The following is an 18,988-nucleotide window of genomic DNA, read 5'->3' as shown; positions in this document are numbered from 1 at the left end:
CATACGGATGAAAACGACGCGCGGCAGAGCTAAATTATGTGATTGTTATCACTAAAATATGGAAAATGAGTGCAACAACTTTCCGCCAAAGTGAATGCGGTCACGAAATTTCCGGAAGTGCTTCGGTAAAGTACCGTTTTGCTGCTTCTGACAAACCGAACTACAGAGGAGTCACTTATGTCCAGGTCTGATGTTTTTCATCTCGGTCTCACCAAAAACGATTTACAGGGCGCAACGCTGGCCATTGTGCCCGGCGACCCGGAGCGAGTGGAAAAGATCGCCGCGCTGATGGATAACCCGGTGAAACTGGCGTCGCACCGCGAGTTCACCTCCTGGCGTGCCGAACTGGATGGCAAACCGGTGATTATCTGCTCTACCGGCATCGGCGGTCCGTCTACCTCTATTGCTGTGGAAGAACTGGCGCAGCTCGGCATTCGCACTTTCCTGCGCGTGGGAACCACCGGCGCTATTCAGCCGCACATTAACGTCGGCGACGTGCTGGTGACCACCGCCTCGGTACGCCTTGACGGTGCCAGCCTGCATTTCGCGCCGATGGAATACCCGGCGGTGGCGGATTTCGCCTGTACTACCGCACTGGTTGAAGCGGCAAAAGCCGTAGGCGCGACCACGCATATCGGTGTAACGGCATCTTCCGACACCTTCTACCCGGGCCAGGAGCGCTACGACACCTTCTCCGGCCGCGTTGTCAGCCGCTATAAAGGCTCAATGGAAGAGTGGCAGTCCATGGGCGTGATGAACTACGAAATGGAATCGGCCACGCTGCTGACCATGTGTTCCAGCCAGGGCCTGCGCGCCGGGATGGTGGCAGGGGTGATCGTCAACCGCACCCAGCAAGAGATCCCGAACGCGGAAACCATGAAAAAAACCGAAAGCCACGCGGTGAAAATCGTGGTCGAGGCGGCGCGCCGCCTGCTGTAATCTCCCCTCAGGCCAGCGCCCGCTGGCCTTTATTTTGCGTAACGCCTCGCACGAAACCGCTTGTTACCCGAAAAAGACTTCCAAACTGGACATCTGTACAGCACAATTCGATTTTGCATCACGTACGCGGTTCATGCAGGAGGCGTAATGGAAATCTCACTGTTGCTGATGGTCGCCGTGGCGCTGGTTGGCGCACTAACCGGCTGGCTTGGCGCAAGTCTGCGCAATGCGCAACGTCAGGCGGCACTGCTGGCCGAGCAGCGCGATCTCTACGGTGAGCTTAGCGCCGCCCGCCAGCAACTGGCCCAGAGCGAACACTGGCGCGACGAGTGCGGCCTGCTGGATAACGAACTGCGTAGCCTGCGCGAGATCAACAGCTCACTGGAAGCCGATCTGCGCGAGGTCTCAACCCGCCTTGAAACTACCCGGATGAACGCGGACGACAAGCTGCGGCAGATGATCAACAGCGAGCAGCGCCTGAGCGAGCAGTTTGAAATCCTCGCTAACCGCATCTTTGAACAGAGCCATCGCCGGGTGGAAGAGCAGAACCGCCAGAGCCTGAACGGGCTGCTTACTCCGCTGCGCGAGCAGCTCGACGGCTTTCGTCGTCAGGTGCAGGACAGCTTCGGGCAGGAAGCGCGCGAGCGCCATACGCTGGCCCATGAAATCCGCAATCTGCAGCAGTTGAACGCCCAGATGGCACAGGAGGCGGTCAACCTGACGCGCGCGCTGAAAGGCGACAATAAAACCCAGGGCAACTGGGGCGAAGTGGTACTGGCGCGGGTGCTTGAGGCGTCCGGCCTGCGCGAAGGCCACGAGTACCAGACCCAGGTCAGCATCAATACCGAAGCGCAAAGTCGTATGCAGCCTGACGTTATAGTGCGTCTGCCGCAGAATAAAGATGTGGTGATCGACTCGAAAATGACGCTGGTGGCGTGGGAGCGTTACTTCAACGCCGAAGATGACTACACCCGCGATCTGGCGCTTACTGAACACATCGCCTCGGTGCGCAACCATATCCGCTTGCTGGGGCGCAAAGATTACCATCAGCTTCCCGGTCTGCGCTCGCTGGACTACGTGCTGATGTTTATTCCGGTCGAACCCGCTTTTCTGATGGCGATCAACCAGCAGCCGGAGCTCATCAACGAAGCCCTGAAAAATAACATCATGCTGGTCAGCCCTACCACGCTGCTGGTGGCGCTGCGCACTATCTCTAACCTCTGGCGCTACGAGCACCAGAGCCGTAACGCCCAGCAGATCGCTGACCGGGCGAGCCGCCTGTACGACAAAATGCGCCTGTTTGTGGACGACATGTCCGCCATCGGACAGAGCCTCGATAAAGCGCAGGACAATTACCGCGAAGCGATGAAAAAGCTCACCACCGGGCGTGGAAACGTGCTGGCGCAGGCCGATGCGTTTCGCGAGCTGGGGGTAGAAATCAAGCGCGAGATTAATCCGGAACTGGTGGATCAGGCGACAGCTCAGGACGTGGAGTTTCGTCTGCGCGCCGGGCGGGATGACGTATAACCCGCTAAGCTGAACAAGCACTTAGCGGCGGCATCATCGCTGTAGCATCCGGGTACAGCGGGCTGCGAAGGCGGTTGAATCATAGGGCAATTGCGCCCAATCTGTTACACTTCATGGACATTTCATTAATAAGCAGGCATCGAGATGGCTGAAAATTCTCAAGAGACGACGCACTTTGGTTTCCAGACCGTAGCAAAAACGGAAAAAGCCGAGAAAGTGGCGCAGGTTTTTCACTCCGTTGCGGCCAAATACGACGTAATGAACGACCTGATGTCGTTTGGCATCCACCGTTTGTGGAAGCGTTTCACAATTGACTGCAGCGGCGTGCGTCGCGGTCAGAAGGTGCTCGACCTGGCAGGCGGGACCGGCGATCTGACCGCAAAATTCTCCCGCCTGGTTGGCGAATCCGGCAAGGTTGTGCTGGCAGATATTAATGACTCGATGCTGAAAATGGGGCGTGAAAAGCTGCGTAATGTTGGCGTTGTCGGCAACGTTGAGTACGTGCAGGCGAACGCGGAAGCGCTGCCGTTCCCGGACAACACCTTTGACTGCATTACCATCTCTTTTGGCCTGCGTAACGTCACCGATAAAGAAAAAGCGCTGCGCTCCATGTTCCGCGTGCTGAAGCCAGGTGGTCGTCTGCTGGTACTGGAATTCTCTAAGCCGACCATTGAGCCGCTGAGCAAAGCCTATGACGCCTACTCGTTCCACGTGCTGCCGCGCGTCGGCGAGCTGGTAGCCAGCGATGCAGAAAGCTATCGCTATCTTGCCGAGTCCATCCGCATGCATCCGGACCAGGAAACCCTGAAAGCCATGATGGGCGACGCAGGCTTTGAAAACGTTAACTATTTCAATTTGACCGGCGGGATTGTCGCGCTACATCGCGGCTACAAGTTCTGACAGGAGAGGGCGGATGCCATTCACACCACTCATTACGGCAGGTATTGAAGGCGTACTGAATAACGTGCTTTACCAGCCGCGTGCGCTGAAATCACCGCGTCAGCGCCTGCAGGGGAAAGTGCTGCGGGTGGTACTGCAGGAGTTCTCTTCACCGCTGGTGATGGTTTTCAGCGAGCAGCAGGTCGACGTGCTGGCGCAGTGGGAAGGTGAGGCAGATTGCTCGGTGATCTCGCGCCTGTCGGTGTTACCGAAGTTGCGCGACAAACAGCAACTCACGGCGCTTATCCGTAGCGGTGAGCTGGAGGTGCAGGGTGATATTCAGGTAGTACAGAATTTCTCCTCGCTGCTGGATTTAGCAGAGTTCTCACCGGAAGAGCTGCTGGCACCCTATATCGGGGATATTGCCGCGCACGGCCTCGGCAAAGCGGTGGCGGGTGGCTTTAAAGCCATTACGACGCGGGCGCAGCGTAATCAACGCTATGTTGCTGAAGCGCTGACCGAAGAGTGGCGCATGGCGCCGGGTCCGCTGGAAGTGGCATGGTTTTCAGAAGAGACAGCGGCGCTCGCACGCGCCGTAGATACCCTGACGAGTCGGCTGGAAAAACTGGAGGGCAAATGACGCCAGGTGAAATTCGGCGCCTTTATTTCATCATCAAAACCTTTCTGAGTTACGGGCTTGATGAACTGATTCCTCGCATGCGTATTACGATCCCGCTTCGCCTGTGGCGTCGGACGCTATTCTGGATGCCTAACCGTCATAAAGACAAACTGCTGGGGGAGCGGCTGCGACTGGCGCTGCAGGAGCTGGGTCCGGTATGGATCAAGTTCGGCCAGATGCTCTCTACCCGCCGCGATCTTTTCCCGCCGGCCATTGCCGATCAGCTGGCTCTGCTGCAGGACCGTGTGGCACCGTTTGACGGGCGCCTGGCAAAACAGCAGATTGAAAAATCGATGGGCGACCAGCCCGTTGAAGCCTGGTTCGACAATTTCAATATCGAACCGCTGGCATCGGCGTCGATTGCGCAGGTTCACACCGCGACGCTGAAATCGAACGGTAAAGAGGTGGTGATTAAGGTCATTCGCCCGGATATTCTGCCGATTATCCGTGCCGATATGCGCCTTATCTATCGTCTTGCGCGTTGGGTTCCACGCCTGCTGCCGGATGGACGCCGCCTGCGCCCGCTGGAAGTGGTGCGCGAGTATGAAAAAACGCTGATTGATGAACTGGATCTGCTGCGTGAATCTGCCAACGCCATCCAGCTACGCCGCAATTTCGAAAACAGCCCGATGCTTTACGTGCCGGAAGTCTATTCCGACTACTGTAGCCCGACCATGATGGTGATGGAGCGCATCTACGGTATTCCGGTTAACGACGTCGCCGCGCTGGAGGCCAACGGTACTGACATGAAGCTGCTCGCTGAGCGTGGCGTGCAGGTGTTCTTTACCCAGGTATTCCGCGACAGCTTCTTCCACGGTGATATGCATCCCGGCAATATTTTCGTCAGCTACGAGCACCCGGAAAACCCGCAGTATATCGGCATCGACTGCGGCATCGTTGGCTCGCTGAACAAAGAAGACAAACGCTACCTGGCAGAGAACTTCATCGCCTTCTTCAATCGCGATTATCGTAAGGTGGCGGAGCTGCACGTGGATTCAGGCTGGGTGCCGCCGGATACTAACGTTGAAGAGTTTGAGTTCGCCATCCGTACCGTCTGCGAGCCGATCTTTGAAAAACCGCTGGCGGAGATCTCTTTCGGGCACGTACTGCTGAACCTCTTTAACACCGCGCGGCGCTTCAATATGGAAGTGCAGCCTCAGCTGGTCCTGCTGCAGAAAACACTGCTTTATATTGAAGGCGTCGGCCGCCAGCTTTATCCCCAGCTCGATCTGTGGAAAACCGCGAAGCCGTTCCTGGAAAGCTGGATTAAGGACCAGGTCGGTTTGCCGGCGCTGATCCGCTCCATTAAAGAGAAAGCGCCGTTCTGGGTCGAGCGAATGCCGGACCTGCCGGAACTTTTTTACGACAGTTTACGTCAGAACAAACAACTGCAACAAAGCGTTGATAAGATTGCCCACGAGCAACAGCGTCAGCATAAACGTCAGGGGCAGTCGCGCTATCTCTTTGGTATGGGAGCAATCCTGTTGCTGAGCGCTACGCTACTCCTGATCAACCGCCCGGACTGGGGGATGAGCCCACTCTGGTTGATGGGTGCTGGGGCCGTTATCTGGCTGGTCGGCTGGCGCCGGACAAGCTGAATTTAACATCGTCATGACTAGTCGGGTGCCGTATAATGCGCCACCTGTAATCTTTATTGCTGTCTCGGAGTGAGTATGGGTATTAGCTGGCCACAACTTTTAATCATTGCCGTTATCGTCATTCTGCTCTTCGGTACCAAAAGGCTGAGTTCGCTCGGTTCTGACCTGGGCGCGACTATCAAAGGCTTTAAGAAAGCCATCAAAGATGATGACGCAGATAAAACTGACAAGTCTGCGACAGACGCCGATTTCACTGCGAAATCCATCGAAGACAAGCCTGAGAGCGTCAATAAAGACGACGTAAAACGTACCGACAAAGAGCAGGTGTAAGTCGTGTTTGATATTGGTTTTGGCGAACTGCTGCTGGTCTTTGTCATCGGCCTCATCGTTCTTGGTCCCCAACGCTTACCGGTAGCAGTGAAAACCGTTGCCGGCTGGGTGCGCGCCCTGCGCTCGCTGGCGACCACCGTGCAGAATGAACTGAGCCAGGAGCTGAAACTGCAGGAGTTTCAGGAGAGCCTGAAAAAGGTAGAAAAAGCGAGCATGGACAGCCTGACGCCAGAACTGAAAGCGTCGATGGACGAACTTCGCGAAGCCGCCGACTCCATGAAACGCTCATACAGCGCCAACGATCCGGAGAAGGCGAGCGACGAAGCGCACACCATTCACAATCCGGTGGTTAAAGGCAATGAAGCTGAGCACGAAGGCGTTACGCCGGGTACTGCCGACCGCGTTGCGGTCGCCACCGAGCAGGCACCTGCTGTCACGCCTGACGACGTGCCTGACGAAAAAGCTCAACCCGTCTCGCAGCCCGCGCCGGCAGCGCCAAAACCAGTTTCTTCCACCCCCTCAACCAGTGATAAAGCATAAACATGGCTGTTGAAGATACCCAACCGCTGATCAGCCATCTTATTGAGCTGCGTAAGCGTTTACTGAACTGCATCGTTGCGGTGCTGGTGATCTTTCTGGGGCTGGTCTATTTCGCCAATGATATTTACCAGTTCGTTTCCGATCCGCTGATCAGCAAGATGCCGCAAGGCTCGACGATGATCGCCACCGACGTGGCCTCGCCGTTCTTTACGCCGATTAAGCTGACCATGATGGTGTCGGTGATCCTCTCCGCGCCGGTCATTCTTTATCAGGTCTGGGCCTTTATCGCCCCGGCACTCTACCGGCATGAACGTAAGCTGGTCATTCCTTTACTGGTATCCAGTACGCTGCTGTTTTACCTCGGTATGGCCTTCGCCTATTTCGTGGTGTTTCCGCTGGCATTTGGCTTCCTGACCCATACCGCGCCGATAGGCGTTGTGGTATCGACCGATATCTCAAGCTATCTCGACTTCGTGATGGCGCTGTTTATGGCGTTCGGCGTGTCGTTTGAGGTGCCGGTAGCGATTGTGCTGCTGTGCTGGGTTGGCGTAACTACACCAGAGGATCTGAAAGCCAAGCGGCCTTACGTGCTGGTGGGTGCATTCGTGGTGGGCATGCTGCTCACGCCGCCGGATGTGTTCTCCCAGACGCTGCTGGCGATCCCGATGTACTGTCTGTTTGAAGTGGGCATGTTCTTTGCGCGCTTCTACGTCGGCAAAGGGCGTAGGGATATGCCGGACGAGCCTGAAGAAGCTCAGGCCGAAAAACCGCAGAAATAATCACAGCCGCCCTCAGGGGCGGTTTTTTACAGGTAACGACTTATGTTTGATATCGGCGTGAACCTCACCAGCTCGCAGTTCGACCCGGACCGGAATGAGGTAGTGGCGCGTGCCGCAGCGGCGGGCGTAACCGGTATGCTGCTTACCGGCACTAACCTGCATGAAAGCCAGCAGGCGGCTGCCCTGGCAGCGCGCTACCCGAACTGCTGGTCTACTGCCGGCGTGCATCCTCACGACAGCAGCAGCTGGCATGAAGAGAGTACCGATGTGCTGCGCGTGCTTGCCAGCCAGCCGCAGGTGGTGGCTATCGGCGAATGCGGGCTGGATTTTAACCGTAATTTTTCGACCCCTGATGAGCAGGCGCGCGCGTTTACCGCCCAGCTGGCACTGGCGGCAGAGCTGTCGCTGCCGGTGTTTATGCACTGCCGCGATGCGCATGAACGCTTTCTTGAGCTGCTCGACCCGTGGCTGGATAAGCTACCGGGCGGGGTGCTGCACTGCTTTACCGGTACCGCGCTGGAAGCGCAGGCCTGTCTGGATCGCGGTCTCTTTCTGGGTATCACCGGCTGGGTATGCGACGAACGTCGTGGCCTTGAACTGCGCGAGCTGCTCCCGCTTATTCCCGCTGACCGGCTGATGCTGGAAACCGACGCGCCTTATCTGCTACCGCGCGATCTGCGACCGAAACCCGCATCAAGACGCAACGAACCCTGCTATTTACCCCATATTCTGCATCAGGTAGCCCACTGGCGTGGTGAAGATCCCCATGCGCTGGCGGAAATCACGACCGCTAACGTTGAGCGGCTTTTTTCCCTGGCCGACGCCCGACGTCACACCGGCACCTAAAAACCCTTTTTTCCGCAGTGCTATCCTCGCGCGGCAGGAATGTCCCTGCCAGGTTTAGCAATTCGTCATAAAAGGGAATGCGATGAAACGTAAAGCGACTGGAATAATCATTCTGTCTGCGCTGCTGTGTGGTCAGGCGCTGGCGATCGACAAAACGGCAACCGGCGCGCTGCTGGGGGCGACGGCGGGCGCGGTCGCGGGCAAAAGCGTGAAAAGCGCGGTCGGCGGTGCGGTTGTCGGGGCCGGCACCGGCGCGATGCTGAAGCACGGTGACAAAGGCAAAGCCGCCCGTAAAGGGGGAGCGGTCGGCGCCGTTGTTGGCGCAGGCGCAGCGGCGATGACCGGGAATAGCGTGCTGAAAGGTGCGGCGGTCGGTGCAGGAGCCGGTGGCGTTATTGGTGAAGCCACCCATTAAACGTGAGGGCCCGGATAAACCGGGCCTTTTTTAAATCTTTTTGAATTCGGTATTTCTGACGCTCTGCAACACCTGCTTGTTGAGGAAGTTCAGCAGCAGCATGGAGCGCGCCTCGCCGTCCGGCTCGGTAAAAATGGCTTCCAGCCCCTTAAACGCGCCCTCGGTGATCACTACGGTATCGCCCGGCCACGGCGTATGTTCATCTACCACGTTTTCCGGCTGATACTCCATCAGCTGCTGGATCACGGTAAGCGGAACGATGGCCGGTTGGGTGCCAAAACGCACAAAGTGGCTGACGCCGCGCGTGGCGCTGATGGTGGTGGTGTGAATGACTTCCGGATCGAAATTTACAAACAGGTAGTTAGGAAACAGCGGCTCACTGACTGCAGTTCGCTTTCCGCGCACAATTTTTTCCAGCGCGATCATCGGCGTCAGACAGGCAACCTGTTGACGTTCCAGATGCTCTTTCGCTCGCTGGAGTTGCCCGCGTTTGCAATACAGGAGATACCAGGATTCCATAATGTCTCTTTTCCGGATGTCAGGCGCGAAAGGATAACAAAACCCGCCGCACTGAGGTAGTGAGAACAGTATATACCCGTCATACTTCGCGTTGCAGCCAGGCGTCCGGCGGCGCATTGTCACGTCTGATTAACAAAATTACAGCATGGCTGCGGCTAACACCGTATAATGGCAAGCCAGCAAAGAGGCCACGAAAAACTGCATGAAATACCACGATCTACGCGATTTTCTTGCGCTGCTTGAGCAGCAGGGCGAACTCAAACGTATTGCCATCCCGGTCGATCCGCATCTTGAGATGACGGAAATTGCCGATCGCACCCTGCGTGCTGGCGGTCCTGCGCTGCTGTTCGAAAACCCGAAGGGGTACGACATGCCGGTGCTCTGTAACCTGTTCGGCACGCCGAAGCGCGTAGCGATGGGGATGGGCCAGGATGACGTAACCGCGCTGCGCGAAGTGGGCAAGCTGCTGGCCTTTCTCAAAGAGCCGGAGCCGCCGCGCGGTTTCCGCGACCTCTTCGACAAGCTGCCGCAGTTTAAGCAGGTGCTGAATATGCCGACGAAACGTCTGCGTAGCGCCCCGTGCCAGGAAGTGGTGCTGGAGGGCGACGCGGTCGATCTGACGCGTATTCCGGTTATGCAGTGCTGGCCGGGCGACGTAGCGCCACTGATCACCTGGGGGCTGACCGTCAGTCGCGGTCCGCACAAAGAGCGTCAGAATCTGGGAATTTATCGCCAGCAGGTGATCGGCAAGAACAAACTCATCATGCGCTGGCTCTCCCATCGCGGCGGCGCGCTCGACTTTCAGGAGTGGTGCGCTGCGCATCCGGGTGAACGTTTCCCGGTTTCCGTGGCGCTGGGTGCCGATCCGGCAACCATTCTTGGTGCGGTAACGCCGGTACCGGATACGCTCTCTGAATACGCTTTCGCCGGACTGCTGCGCGGCACCAAAACCGAAGTGGTGAAGTGTGTGTCGAACGATCTCGAAGTGCCGGCCAGCGCGGAAATCGTGCTGGAAGGGTATATCGAGCCGGGCGAGATGGCACCTGAAGGTCCGTACGGCGACCACACCGGTTATTACAATGAAGTGGATAACTTCCCGGTGTTTACCGTTACGCACATCACCCGGCGTAAAGATGCAATTTACCACTCCACCTATACCGGCCGTCCGCCGGATGAACCGGCGGTGCTGGGCGTGGCGCTCAACGAAGTGCTGGTTCCCATTCTGCAAAAGCAGTTCCCGGAAATTATTGATTTCTATCTGCCGCCGGAAGGGTGTTCCTATCGCCTCGCTGTGGTCACCATCAAAAAACAGTATGCCGGTCATGCCAAGCGCGTGATGTTTGGTGTCTGGTCATTCCTGCGCCAGTTTATGTACACCAAATTTGTCATCGTGTGCGATGACGACGTTAATGCCCGCGACTGGAACGACGTAATCTGGGCCATCACTACACGCATGGACCCGGCGCGTGATACGGTGATGGTAGAAAACACGCCGATCGACTACCTCGATTTCGCCTCGCCGGTCTCCGGCCTCGGGTCGAAAATGGGGATGGACGCCACCAACAAATGGCCTGGCGAAACGCAGCGTGAATGGGGTACTCCCATCGAAAAAGACCCGGAAGTGGTGGCAAGAATTGACGCTATCTGGGATGAACTGGCTATATTTGACTTGCGGTAAGCGCCGTGGCGCTATCGTTGTGCTTACGTTTTTTTGACCCGACAGAGGGAACGCATGACAACCTTAAGCTGTAAAGTGACCTCGGTAGATGCCATCACGGATACGGTGTATCGCGTCCGTTTAGTACCCGAGGCCGCGTTTTCATTTCGCGCCGGGCAGTATCTGATGGTGGTAATGGACGAGCGTGACAAGCGCCCGTTCTCGATGGCGTCCACCCCGAGTGAACAGGAGTTTATCGAGCTGCATATCGGGGCTTCGGAACTGAACCTCTACGCGATGGCGGTGATGGACCGCATCCTGCAGGATCGTGAAATCCTGGTGGATATTCCGCATGGCGATGCCTGGCTGCGTGAAGAAGATGACCGTCCGCTAATCCTGATTGCCGGCGGTACCGGGTTCTCTTATGTGCGTTCTATTCTGTTAACTGCCCTGGCGCGCAACCCGGATCGTGACATCACGATTTACTGGGGCGGCCGCGAAGACAAGCACCTCTACGATCTTCCGGAACTGGAAGCGCTGGCGCTGAAGCATCCGAAGCTGCGCGTTGAGCCGGTGGTTGAGCAGCCGCACGATGAGTGGCGTGGCCGCTCCGGTACCGTGCTGACCGCGGTAATGCAGGATTTCGAGACCCTCTCCGGACACGATATCTATATTGCTGGCCGGTTTGAGATGGCGAAAATCGCCCGCGACCTGTTCTGCAACGAGCGTGATGCGCGTGAAGATCGCCTGTTCGGCGATGCTTTCTCGTTTCTTTGATCCCTCGTCCTTCCGTTCAGGCTCCGGCATCCGCCGGGCCTGACGCCTTACTTCCGCGTGTTGAAATAGACATAGAGCGGCCGATCGTCATTCAGCAGGCATAGCATAGTGACGGCATCGCCCTGACGGCTGCGAAGCCCGGCGCTGAGCTCAGTGGCAACAGGCTGGCTGCCCACGTTTGCCTCGTAGCGGTTCTCGACCACGCTATCTGGCTCAATATGCATCGCACTCAACAGGTTAAGCATTTCGGCGTTCTCTGCCATCTGCTGCTTACCGTATTCCAGACACACCTGCGCGCTATCAGCCCATGCGCTTACCGGGAGGCACAGCGCCAGAAGTGTTGTTATCAGTTTCATGGTGACGTCCTTTTAATATTAATCAGCGCAACGCTACCACAGACCCTCCCGCAATCCTGCTACGCGATTTTCTGAAATAAAAAAACCCGCCCCTGACAGGCGGGAAACACGGCAACTCAACTTTTTTTGGAATATCTCTGCGGGTTAAGGGCGTTCAAACACCGTGGCGATGCCCTGGCCCAGACCGATACACATGGTCGCAAGGCCAAACCGGGCGTCTTTACGCTCCATCAGGTTGATCAGTGTGGTGCTGATACGTGCGCCGGAACAGCCAAGTGGGTGGCCTAAGGCAATGGCTCCGCCGTTCAGGTTGATCTTCTCGTCGATCTGCTCCATCAGGCCTAGATCCTTAATGCACGGCAGGATCTGCGCGGCGAAGGCTTCGTTCATCTCGAACAGGTCGATATCGCTGGCGCTCAGCCCGGCCTTTTTCAGGGCCAGCTTCGAGGCCGGAACCGGACCATAACCCATGATGGACGGGTCGCAGCCCACCACCGCCATCGAGCGGATAATGGCACGCGGCGTCAGGCCCAGTTCCCGGGCGCGGCTTTCGCTCATCACCAGCATGGCTGCTGCGCCGTCGGAAAGCGCCGATGAGGTGCCCGCCGTGACGGTGCCGTTAGCCGGGTCGAAAGCCGGTCGCAGGGTGGCTAAGCTCTCCACGCTGGTTTCCGGGCGGATGACTTCGTCGTAGTCGTAACGCTTGAGCACGCCGTCGGCATCGTGACCGCTGGTGGGCACGATCTCCTGTCTGAACGCTCCCGACTGGGTTGCCGCCCAGGCGCGCTGATGCGAGCGGGCCGCGAAGGCGTCCTGCATCTCGCGGCTGATGCCGTGCATGCGCGACAGCATCTCTGCCGTCAGGCCCATCATGCCCGCGGCTTTTGCCACGTTGCGGCTCAGGCCGGGGTGAAAATCAACGCCGTGGTTCATTGGCACATGGCCCATATGCTCCACGCCGCCAACCATGCACACCTGCGCATCGCCGGTCATGATCATCCGCGCTGCGTCGTGCAGTGCCTGCATGGAGGAGCCGCACAGGCGGTTCACCGTCACCGCCGGCACCGAGTGCGGGATTTCGGCCAGCAGCGCGGCGTTACGCGCAATGTTGAATCCCTGTTCCAGGGTCTGCTGCACGCAGCCCCAGTAAATGTCGTCGATGGCGCTGGCTTCAAGCTGCGGATTGCGCGACAGCAGGCTGCGCATCAGGTGCGCGGAGAGATCTTCCGCCCGCACGTTGCGGAATGCGCCGGCTTTTGAACGGCCCATCGGGGTACGAATCGCATCAACAATGACTACCTTTTCCATACGTCGCTCCTTAAGCCGTTTTCAGGTTGCCAACGGGACGCGCGGCGTCCACCGGTGGATACCAGGTATCGTTACTGCGGGCCTTATCGCGCAGGCTCGCGGGCACGTCGTACAGCGCACCGAGCTGCTGATACTGCTGGGCCATATCGAGGTAGCGGGCATTGCCCTGGGTGTCGAGCCAGCGGAAGGCGCCGCCGTGGAACGGCGGGAAGCCGAGGCCGTATACCAGCGCCATGTCGGCTTCTGCCGGGCTGGCGATGATGCCTTCTTCCAGGCAGCGCACCACTTCGTTGACCATCGGGATCATCATGCGGGCGATAATCTCTTCATCGCTGAAGTCGCGCCGCGGCTGGCTGACGTCGGCCAGCAGACCGTCCACCGCGCTGTCTTCCTCTTTCTTCGGCTTACCTTTGCTGTCTTCTTTATAGCGCCAGAAGCCAAGACCGTTTTTCTGCCCAAAGCGGCTGGCATCAAACAGCGCATCGATGGCGTCGCGGTAATCTTTCTGCATACGCTGCGGGAAGCCCGCCGCCATAACGGCCTGGGCGTGATGCGCAGTATCAATCCCGACCACATCCAGCAGATAGGCCGGACCCATCGGCCAGCCAAACTGCTTTTCCATCACCTTATCGATTTTGCGGAAGTCCGCACCGTCGCGCAGCAGCTGGCTGAAGCCGGCGAAGTAGGGGAACAGCACGCGGTTGACGAAGAAGCCGGGGCAGTCGTTGACCACGATGGGCGTTTTGCCCATTTTACTGGCCCAGGCGACCACTTTCGCAATGGTGGCATCCGAGGTTTTCTCACCGCGGATCACTTCGACCAGCGGCATGCGGTGCACCGGGTTGAAGAAGTGCATACCGCAGAAGTTTTCCGGGCGCTTCAGCACGCTCGCCAGCTCATTAATAGGAATAGTCGAGGTATTTGAGGCGATGACGGCATCAGGGTGCACCTTTTCTTCGGTTTCTGCCAGCACCGCTTTTTTCACCTTCGGGTTTTCCACTACCGCTTCGACCACCACGTCCACGCGTTCAAAACCGGCGTAGTCGAGCGTCGGATGGATAGTGCCGATAACGCCTGCCAGCTTCAGGCCGTCAATCTTACCGCGCTCCAGCTGTTTGTTGAGCAGCTTGCCGGCTTCGTTCATGCCGAGATGCAGCGACTTCTCATTGATATCCTTCATGATCACCGGCACGCCTTTCCAGGCAGACTGATACGCGATGCCGCCGCCCATGATGCCCGCGCCCAGAACTGCGGCCTGCTTCGGCATCTCTGTCTCTTTCGTGAGCTTTTTCGCTTTGCCTTTGATGAACTGATCATTGAGGAAAATGCCGACCAGCGCGCGCGCTTCGTTCGAGCGCGCCAGCGGTACAAAGCTCTCATTTTCCAGCTTCAGCGCCTCGTCGCGCCCCAGCCCGGCGGCGGCTTCAATGGTTTTCACGGCAGTGATCGGGGCCGGATAATGCTTACCTGCGGTCTGCATCACCATGCCTTTAGCGATGGTGAAACTCATGGCCGCCTCGATTTTGCTGAGCTTCAGCGGTTCGAGCTTCGGCTGACGCCGCGCTTTCCAGTCCAGCTCGCCGTTAATGGCCTGACGCAGCACGGCCAGCGCACCGTCGCGCAGCTTCTCCTGTTTCACGACGCCATCAACCAGACCAATCTTCAGCGCCTGGTCAGCAGAGACGTCTTTCCCGGCGGCGATGATCTCCAGCGCGCTGTCGGCACCGAGCAGGCGCGGCAGACGCACAGAGCCACCGAAGCCCGGCATAATGCCCAGTTTGGTTTCCGGCAGGCCGATACGCGCATCCGGCGTCGCGAGACGGAAATCCGTCGCCAGCACGCATTCGCAGCCGCCGCCTAACGCATAGCCGTTAATGGCGGTAATAGTCGGGACCGGCAGGTCTTCCAGGCGATTGAACACGCGATTGGCGAAATGCAGCCAGTCGCTGAGCTGGGCGGCAGGCACCTGAAACAGACTGAGGAATTCGGTAATGTCGGCACCTACGATGAAGGCCGCTTTTTCGGAGCGCAGCAGCAGGCCTTTCAGGTCGCGTTCATTTTCAAGCACCTCCAGCGCATGACCAAGGCTGGCCACGGTAGCGGTGTCGAGTTTGTTAACGGAGCCGGGGGCGTCGAACACCAGTTCAGCAATGCCATCTTCCAGCCAGTCAAGGTACAGGGTGTCGCCTTTGTAAAGCATGTCAGTCTCCTGAATCCGCAAGGGGATCTGGTCATACCAGATGAAGCGGAGTGTGGATTTGATGTTAATGAAATGCAAATTACTGTTTAAATTTTTGCTGCGTCGATCACGAACAGCTGAAACGCGCGGGTGCGCCGGACGGTGTGCTAAGATGCGGGAATTCAGGGTTACTACAGAGAAGGGTAAAACATGGAATCACTGGCCGCTCTATATAAGAATCATATTGTTACCTTGCAGGAACGCACGCGTGATGTACTGAGTCGCAGCAAGCTGGATGCGCTGCTGATCCACTCAGGCGAACTGATGACCGTCTTTCTCGACGACCACGCTTATCCCTTTAAAGTGAACCCGCAGTTTAAAGCCTGGGTGCCGGTTACGCAGGTGCCGAACTGCTGGCTGCTGGTGGACGGGGTCAACAAACCTAAGCTGTGGTTCTATCTGCCGGTCGATTACTGGCACAGCGTTGAACCGCTGCCGACGTCATTCTGGACCGATGAAATCGAGATTATCGCCCTGCCGAAAGCCGACGGTATCGGCAGCCAGCTTCCAGCGGCGCGCGGCAATATTGGCTATATCGGGCCGGTACCGGAACGCGCCCTGCAGCTTGATATCAGCGCGGCAAACGTCAACCCGAAAGCAGTGATTGATTACCTGCATTACCACCGTTCTTACAAAACCGATTATGAACTGGCCTGTATGCGTGAAGCGCAGAAGACGGCGGTGATCGGTCACCAGGCGGCGCACGAAGCGTTCCTGTCCGGCATGAGCGAGTTCGATATCAACCAGGCTTACCTCACTGCCACCGGGCATCGCGATACCGATGTGCCTTACGGCAACATCGTGGCGCTTAACGAGCATGCGGCCGTGCTGCACTACACCACGCTTGAGCATCGCGCGCCGTCGGAAATGCGCAGTTTCTTACTGGATGCCGGTGCTGAGTACAACGGCTACGCAGCCGATCTGACCCGCACCTGGGCGGCCAACGGCGATAGCGAGTTTGCGGAGCTGGTGAAAGAGGTAAACGAGGAGCAGCTGGCGCTTATCGCCACCCTGAAAGCCGGGGTGCGCTACACCGACTACCACGTTCAGTTCCATCAGCGCATCGCGAAGCTGCTGCGTCGTCACCAGATCGTGACTGACATCAGCGAAGAGGCGATGGTAGAGAACGATCTGACCGGGCCGTTTATGCCGCACGGGCTGGGCCATCCGTTGGGTCTGCAGGTGCATGACGTTGCCGGGTTTATGCAGGATGAGAACGGCACCCACCTTGCTGCACCGTCGAAGTATCCGTACCTGCGCTGCACCCGCGTGCTGGCGCCGCGTATGGTGCTGACCATTGAGCCGGGTCTCTACTTTATTGAGTCGCTGCTGAAAACCTGGCGCGAAGGCCCGTACAGCAAACACTTTAACTGGCAGAAGATCGAGGCGCTGAAACCTTACGGTGGTATTCGTATCGAAGATAACGTCGTGATCTATGAGAACAGCATCGAAAACATGACGCGGGATCTGAAGCTCGCGTAATGGAAGGCTGGCTAATTCCGGCGCAGCCGGTGGCGTTCACCGAAGAGATCAAGAAAAGCCGCTTTATCACGCTGCTGGGCCATACCGATGGCGTGGAGGCGGCAAAGGCTTTTGTGGAAGCGACACGCGCTGAGCACCCGGACGCACGCCATCACTGCGTGGCGTGGGTTGCCGGGCCGCCCGGCGATTCGCAGCAGCTTGGGTTTTCGGATGACGGTGAACCCGCGGGTACAGCCGGAAAGCCGATGCTGGCTCAGCTCATGGGCAGCGGCGTCGGTGAGATTACCGCCGTGGTGGTGCGCTATTACGGCGGTATTCTGCTTGGCACCGGTGGGCTGGTAAAAGCTTACGGCGGTGGCGTGCAGCAGGCGCTGAACCTGCTGACGACCCAGCGCAAAGTGCCGCTGACCGAATATACTTTGCGATGTGATTACGCGCAGCTTGCCGGCGTCGAGGCGTTGCTCAAACAGCATGAGGGGCTGATTGTGCACAGCGATTTTCTGGCGGACGTAACCTTACGCGTGGCGCTGCCCGCCTCCGTTCTGCCCGCGTTTACGGCAAAGCTGGCGGATTTTAGCCGCGGTGCATTGCATTTGCTCCCCATTGAACAATAATCCCCCCTCCCCACTGTTTGACTTCAAAGGAAGCGTCTGAAATGCATTTTCGCGCCATAACCCGAATCGTTGGATTACTGGTTATCCTTTTCTCCGGAACAATGATCCTCCCCGGGCTGGTGGCCTTGCTCTACCGCGACGGGGCCGGGCGGGCGTTTACCCAGACGTTTTTCGTTGCGCTGGTTATCGGCTCGCTGCTGTGGTGGCCGAACCGTCGTGAAAAAGGCGAACTGAAATCGCGCGAAGGCTTTCTGATCGTGGTGCTGTTCTGGACCGTGCTGGGAAGCGTGGGGGCGCTGCCTTTTATCTTCGCCGAGCGGCCAAACCTCACCGTCACCGATGCTTTCTTTGAATCGTTCTCCGGGCTGACCACCACGGGCGCGACGACGCTGGTCGGGCTGGATTCTCTGCCGCACGCGATCCTGTTTTATCGCCAGATGCTGCAGTGGTTCGGCGGGATGGGGATCATTGTGCTGGCGGTGGCGATACTGCCGATTCTGGGCGTCGGGGGCATGCAGCTCTACCGGGCCGAGATGCCGGGGCCGCTGAAGGATAACAAAATGCGCCCGCGCATCGCCGAGACGGCAAAAACGCTGTGGCTGATTTATGTCCTGCTGACCATCGCCTGCGCTCTGGCGCTGTGGTTTGCCGGCATGCCGGCGTTTGATGCCATCGGGCACAGCTTCGCGACGATTGCTATCGGCGGCTTCTCAACCCATGACGCCAGCATCGGTTATTTCGACAGCCCAACCATCAACACCATTATCGCCATCTTCCTGCTGATCTCCGGCTGTAACTACGGCCTGCACTTCTCTTTATTAAGCGGTCGTAACCTTAAGGTGTACTGGCGCGACCCGGAATTCCGCATGTTTATCGGCGTGCAGCTGACGCTGGTGGCCATTTGTACGCTGGTACTCTATTTCCATAATGTTTATGAGAGTGCGGTCACCACGCTGAATCAGGCCTTCTTCCAGGTGGTGTCGATGGCAACCACCGCCGGCTTCACTACCGACAGCATCGCCAAATGGCCGCTGTTCCTGCCGGTACTGCTGCTTTGCTCGGCGTTTATCGGCGGCTGCGCCGGGTCAACCGGCGGTGGGCTGAAAGTAATTCGTATCCTTCTTCTGTTTAAGCAAGGGAACCGCGAGCTTAAACGTCTGGTTCACCCGAATGCCGTTTACAGCATTAAGCTCGGCAACCGTGCGCTGCCGGAACGCATCCTTGAAGCGGTATGGGGTTTCTTCTCTGCGTACGCGCTGGTGTTTATTGTCAGCATGCTGGCGATCATCGCGACCGGCGTGGATGACTTCTCAGCGTTCGCCTCCGTGGTGGCGACGCTTAACAACCTTGGCCCAGGGCTTGGCGTGGTGGCAGATAACTTTGCCAGCATGAACCCGACGGCAAAATGGATCCTGATTGCCAATATGTTATTCGGCCGTCTGGAGGTGTTTACCCTGCTGGTGCTGTTCACCCCCACCTTCTGGCGCGAATAACCGGAGAGTAT

19 protein-coding genes are annotated in these 18,988 nt (G+C 57.8%); 15 read left to right on the top strand and 4 right to left on the bottom strand.

What is annotated here, in order from left to right; all coding sequences use genetic code 11:
* Nucleotides 1–177: 177 nt before the first annotated feature.
* The 10 genes from udp to KFZ77_RS18795 all read left to right on the top strand — a co-directional run bounded on the left by udp (nucleotide 178) and on the right by KFZ77_RS18795 (nucleotide 8,532).
* Nucleotides 178–939, top strand: coding sequence for a uridine phosphorylase (gene udp / locus KFZ77_RS18840; RefSeq protein ID WP_264385054.1), 762 nt, complete (start codon nucleotides 178–180; stop codon nucleotides 937–939).
* Between the two features lie 147 nt (nucleotides 940–1,086).
* The gene (gene rmuC / locus KFZ77_RS18835; protein ID WP_264385053.1) at nucleotides 1,087–2,466 is read left to right on the top strand and encodes a DNA recombination protein RmuC; all 1,380 of its coding nucleotides are present in this window, start codon (nucleotides 1,087–1,089) and stop codon (nucleotides 2,464–2,466) included.
* Nucleotides 2,467–2,610: 144 nt separating this feature from the next.
* Complete coding sequence (gene ubiE, locus KFZ77_RS18830; RefSeq protein ID WP_031523689.1) at nucleotides 2,611–3,366, top strand: bifunctional demethylmenaquinone methyltransferase/2-methoxy-6-polyprenyl-1,4-benzoquinol methylase UbiE; 756 nt, start codon at nucleotides 2,611–2,613, stop codon at nucleotides 3,364–3,366.
* 13 nt (nucleotides 3,367–3,379) lie between these two features.
* The gene (gene ubiJ, locus KFZ77_RS18825; RefSeq protein WP_264385052.1) at nucleotides 3,380–3,985 is read left to right on the top strand and encodes a ubiquinone biosynthesis protein UbiJ; all 606 of its coding nucleotides are present in this window, start codon (nucleotides 3,380–3,382) and stop codon (nucleotides 3,983–3,985) included.
* Nucleotides 3,982–5,622 carry a ubiquinone biosynthesis regulatory protein kinase UbiB gene (gene ubiB, locus KFZ77_RS18820; RefSeq protein ID WP_031523687.1) on the top strand — a complete coding sequence of 547 codons (1,641 nt, stop codon included), beginning with the start codon at nucleotides 3,982–3,984 and terminating at the stop codon, nucleotides 5,620–5,622. Before ubiJ ends, ubiB begins: the two co-directional genes overlap by 4 nt.
* A gap of 75 nt (nucleotides 5,623–5,697) precedes the next feature.
* Nucleotides 5,698–5,952 carry a twin-arginine translocase TatA/TatE family subunit gene (tatA, locus tag KFZ77_RS18815; RefSeq protein WP_031523686.1) on the top strand — a complete coding sequence of 85 codons (255 nt, stop codon included), beginning with the start codon at nucleotides 5,698–5,700 and terminating at the stop codon, nucleotides 5,950–5,952.
* A gap of 3 nt (nucleotides 5,953–5,955) precedes the next feature.
* A complete protein-coding gene (gene tatB / locus KFZ77_RS18810) occupies nucleotides 5,956–6,492 on the top strand; it encodes a Sec-independent protein translocase protein TatB (protein WP_264385051.1) in 537 nt (178 codons plus the stop codon).
* Between the two features lie 2 nt (nucleotides 6,493–6,494).
* Entirely contained in the window at nucleotides 6,495–7,271 is a 777-nt protein-coding gene (gene tatC / locus KFZ77_RS18805) for a Sec-independent protein translocase subunit TatC (RefSeq protein ID WP_264385050.1), read from the top strand.
* A 42-nt stretch (nucleotides 7,272–7,313) separates the two neighbouring features.
* Nucleotides 7,314–8,117: a 3'-5' ssDNA/RNA exonuclease TatD gene (gene tatD, locus KFZ77_RS18800; protein ID WP_264385049.1), complete on the top strand. Its 804-nt coding sequence runs from the start codon at nucleotides 7,314–7,316 to the stop codon at nucleotides 8,115–8,117.
* 82 nt (nucleotides 8,118–8,199) lie between these two features.
* Nucleotides 8,200–8,532 (top strand): glycine zipper family protein, encoded by a 333-nt coding sequence (locus tag KFZ77_RS18795; RefSeq protein ID WP_264385048.1) that lies wholly within the window; start codon nucleotides 8,200–8,202, stop codon nucleotides 8,530–8,532.
* A gap of 30 nt (nucleotides 8,533–8,562) precedes the next feature.
* Here KFZ77_RS18795 and rfaH read toward each other — a convergent pair whose 3' ends face one another.
* Nucleotides 8,563–9,051 (bottom strand): transcription/translation regulatory transformer protein RfaH, encoded by a 489-nt coding sequence (gene rfaH, locus KFZ77_RS18790; protein WP_264385047.1) that lies wholly within the window; start codon nucleotides 9,049–9,051, stop codon nucleotides 8,563–8,565.
* 202 nt (nucleotides 9,052–9,253) lie between these two features.
* On the opposite strand from rfaH, the gene ubiD reads away from it, so the two are divergent.
* Nucleotides 9,254–10,729: a 4-hydroxy-3-polyprenylbenzoate decarboxylase gene (ubiD, locus tag KFZ77_RS18785; protein ID WP_264385046.1), complete on the top strand. Its 1,476-nt coding sequence runs from the start codon at nucleotides 9,254–9,256 to the stop codon at nucleotides 10,727–10,729.
* A 54-nt stretch (nucleotides 10,730–10,783) separates the two neighbouring features.
* A complete protein-coding gene (fre, locus tag KFZ77_RS18780) occupies nucleotides 10,784–11,485 on the top strand; it encodes an NAD(P)H-flavin reductase (protein WP_031523674.1) in 702 nt (233 codons plus the stop codon).
* A gap of 47 nt (nucleotides 11,486–11,532) precedes the next feature.
* On the opposite strand, the gene KFZ77_RS18775 is transcribed toward fre, so the two are convergent.
* The 3 genes from KFZ77_RS18775 to fadB form a co-directional block, all read right to left on the bottom strand.
* Nucleotides 11,533–11,841, bottom strand: a complete 309-nt coding sequence (locus KFZ77_RS18775) for a hypothetical protein (RefSeq protein ID WP_264385045.1) — start codon at nucleotides 11,839–11,841, stop codon at nucleotides 11,533–11,535.
* Between the two features lie 144 nt (nucleotides 11,842–11,985).
* Complete coding sequence (fadA, locus tag KFZ77_RS18770) at nucleotides 11,986–13,149, bottom strand: acetyl-CoA C-acyltransferase FadA (RefSeq protein WP_264385044.1); 1,164 nt, start codon at nucleotides 13,147–13,149, stop codon at nucleotides 11,986–11,988.
* Between the two features lie 10 nt (nucleotides 13,150–13,159).
* Nucleotides 13,160–15,349 (bottom strand): fatty acid oxidation complex subunit alpha FadB, encoded by a 2,190-nt coding sequence (gene fadB / locus KFZ77_RS18765; protein WP_264385043.1) that lies wholly within the window; start codon nucleotides 15,347–15,349, stop codon nucleotides 13,160–13,162.
* Nucleotides 15,350–15,538: 189 nt separating this feature from the next.
* Between fadB and pepQ the strand changes: the two genes are divergently transcribed.
* Genes pepQ through trkH form a run of 3 tightly spaced genes read left to right on the top strand, consistent with a single transcriptional unit; the run spans nucleotide 15,539 to nucleotide 18,977 of the window.
* On the top strand, nucleotides 15,539–16,870 hold the full coding sequence (gene pepQ / locus KFZ77_RS18760) for a Xaa-Pro dipeptidase (RefSeq protein WP_264385042.1): 1,332 nt from the start codon (nucleotides 15,539–15,541) through the stop codon (nucleotides 16,868–16,870).
* A complete protein-coding gene (locus KFZ77_RS18755) occupies nucleotides 16,870–17,484 on the top strand; it encodes an IMPACT family protein (RefSeq protein ID WP_264385041.1) in 615 nt (204 codons plus the stop codon). The genes pepQ and KFZ77_RS18755 overlap by 1 nt, the downstream gene beginning before the upstream one ends.
* A gap of 41 nt (nucleotides 17,485–17,525) precedes the next feature.
* Nucleotides 17,526–18,977, top strand: coding sequence for a Trk system potassium transporter TrkH (gene trkH / locus KFZ77_RS18750; protein ID WP_264385040.1), 1,452 nt, complete (start codon nucleotides 17,526–17,528; stop codon nucleotides 18,975–18,977).
* Nucleotides 18,978–18,988 lie beyond the last annotated feature (11 nt).

Origin of the sequence: Siccibacter colletis, from assembly GCF_025914095.1 — a bacterium.
Classification (GTDB): Bacteria; Pseudomonadota; Gammaproteobacteria; order Enterobacterales; family Enterobacteriaceae; genus Siccibacter; species Siccibacter colletis.
Note: the sequence above shows the minus strand (reverse complement) of the source record. Positions and strands in the feature narration are given on the sequence as shown.

Bases quoted from the DNA above. Each gene is read 5' to 3' on its own strand.
- udp (WP_264385054.1), top strand. From the start codon at position 178: ATGTCCAGGTCTGATGTTTTTCATCTCGGTCTCACCAAAAACGATTTA.
- rmuC (WP_264385053.1), top strand. From the start codon at position 1,087: ATGGAAATCTCACTGTTGCTGATGGTCGCCGTGGCGCTGGTTGGCGCA.
- ubiE (WP_031523689.1), top strand. From the start codon at position 2,611: ATGGCTGAAAATTCTCAAGAGACGACGCACTTTGGTTTCCAGACCGTA.
- ubiJ (WP_264385052.1), top strand. From the start codon at position 3,380: ATGCCATTCACACCACTCATTACGGCAGGTATTGAAGGCGTACTGAAT.
- ubiB (WP_031523687.1), top strand. From the start codon at position 3,982: ATGACGCCAGGTGAAATTCGGCGCCTTTATTTCATCATCAAAACCTTT.
- tatA (WP_031523686.1), top strand. From the start codon at position 5,698: ATGGGTATTAGCTGGCCACAACTTTTAATCATTGCCGTTATCGTCATT.
- tatC (WP_264385050.1), top strand. From the start codon at position 6,495: ATGGCTGTTGAAGATACCCAACCGCTGATCAGCCATCTTATTGAGCTG.
- tatD (WP_264385049.1), top strand. From the start codon at position 7,314: ATGTTTGATATCGGCGTGAACCTCACCAGCTCGCAGTTCGACCCGGAC.
- KFZ77_RS18795 (WP_264385048.1), top strand. From the start codon at position 8,200: ATGAAACGTAAAGCGACTGGAATAATCATTCTGTCTGCGCTGCTGTGT.
- rfaH (WP_264385047.1), bottom strand. From the start codon at position 9,051: ATGGAATCCTGGTATCTCCTGTATTGCAAACGCGGGCAACTCCAGCGA.
- ubiD (WP_264385046.1), top strand. From the start codon at position 9,254: ATGAAATACCACGATCTACGCGATTTTCTTGCGCTGCTTGAGCAGCAG.
- fre (WP_031523674.1), top strand. From the start codon at position 10,784: ATGACAACCTTAAGCTGTAAAGTGACCTCGGTAGATGCCATCACGGAT.
- KFZ77_RS18775 (WP_264385045.1), bottom strand. From the start codon at position 11,841: ATGAAACTGATAACAACACTTCTGGCGCTGTGCCTCCCGGTAAGCGCA.
- fadA (WP_264385044.1), bottom strand. From the start codon at position 13,149: ATGGAAAAGGTAGTCATTGTTGATGCGATTCGTACCCCGATGGGCCGT.
- fadB (WP_264385043.1), bottom strand. From the start codon at position 15,349: ATGCTTTACAAAGGCGACACCCTGTACCTTGACTGGCTGGAAGATGGC.
- pepQ (WP_264385042.1), top strand. From the start codon at position 15,539: ATGGAATCACTGGCCGCTCTATATAAGAATCATATTGTTACCTTGCAG.
- KFZ77_RS18755 (WP_264385041.1), top strand. From the start codon at position 16,870: ATGGAAGGCTGGCTAATTCCGGCGCAGCCGGTGGCGTTCACCGAAGAG.
- trkH (WP_264385040.1), top strand. From the start codon at position 17,526: ATGCATTTTCGCGCCATAACCCGAATCGTTGGATTACTGGTTATCCTT.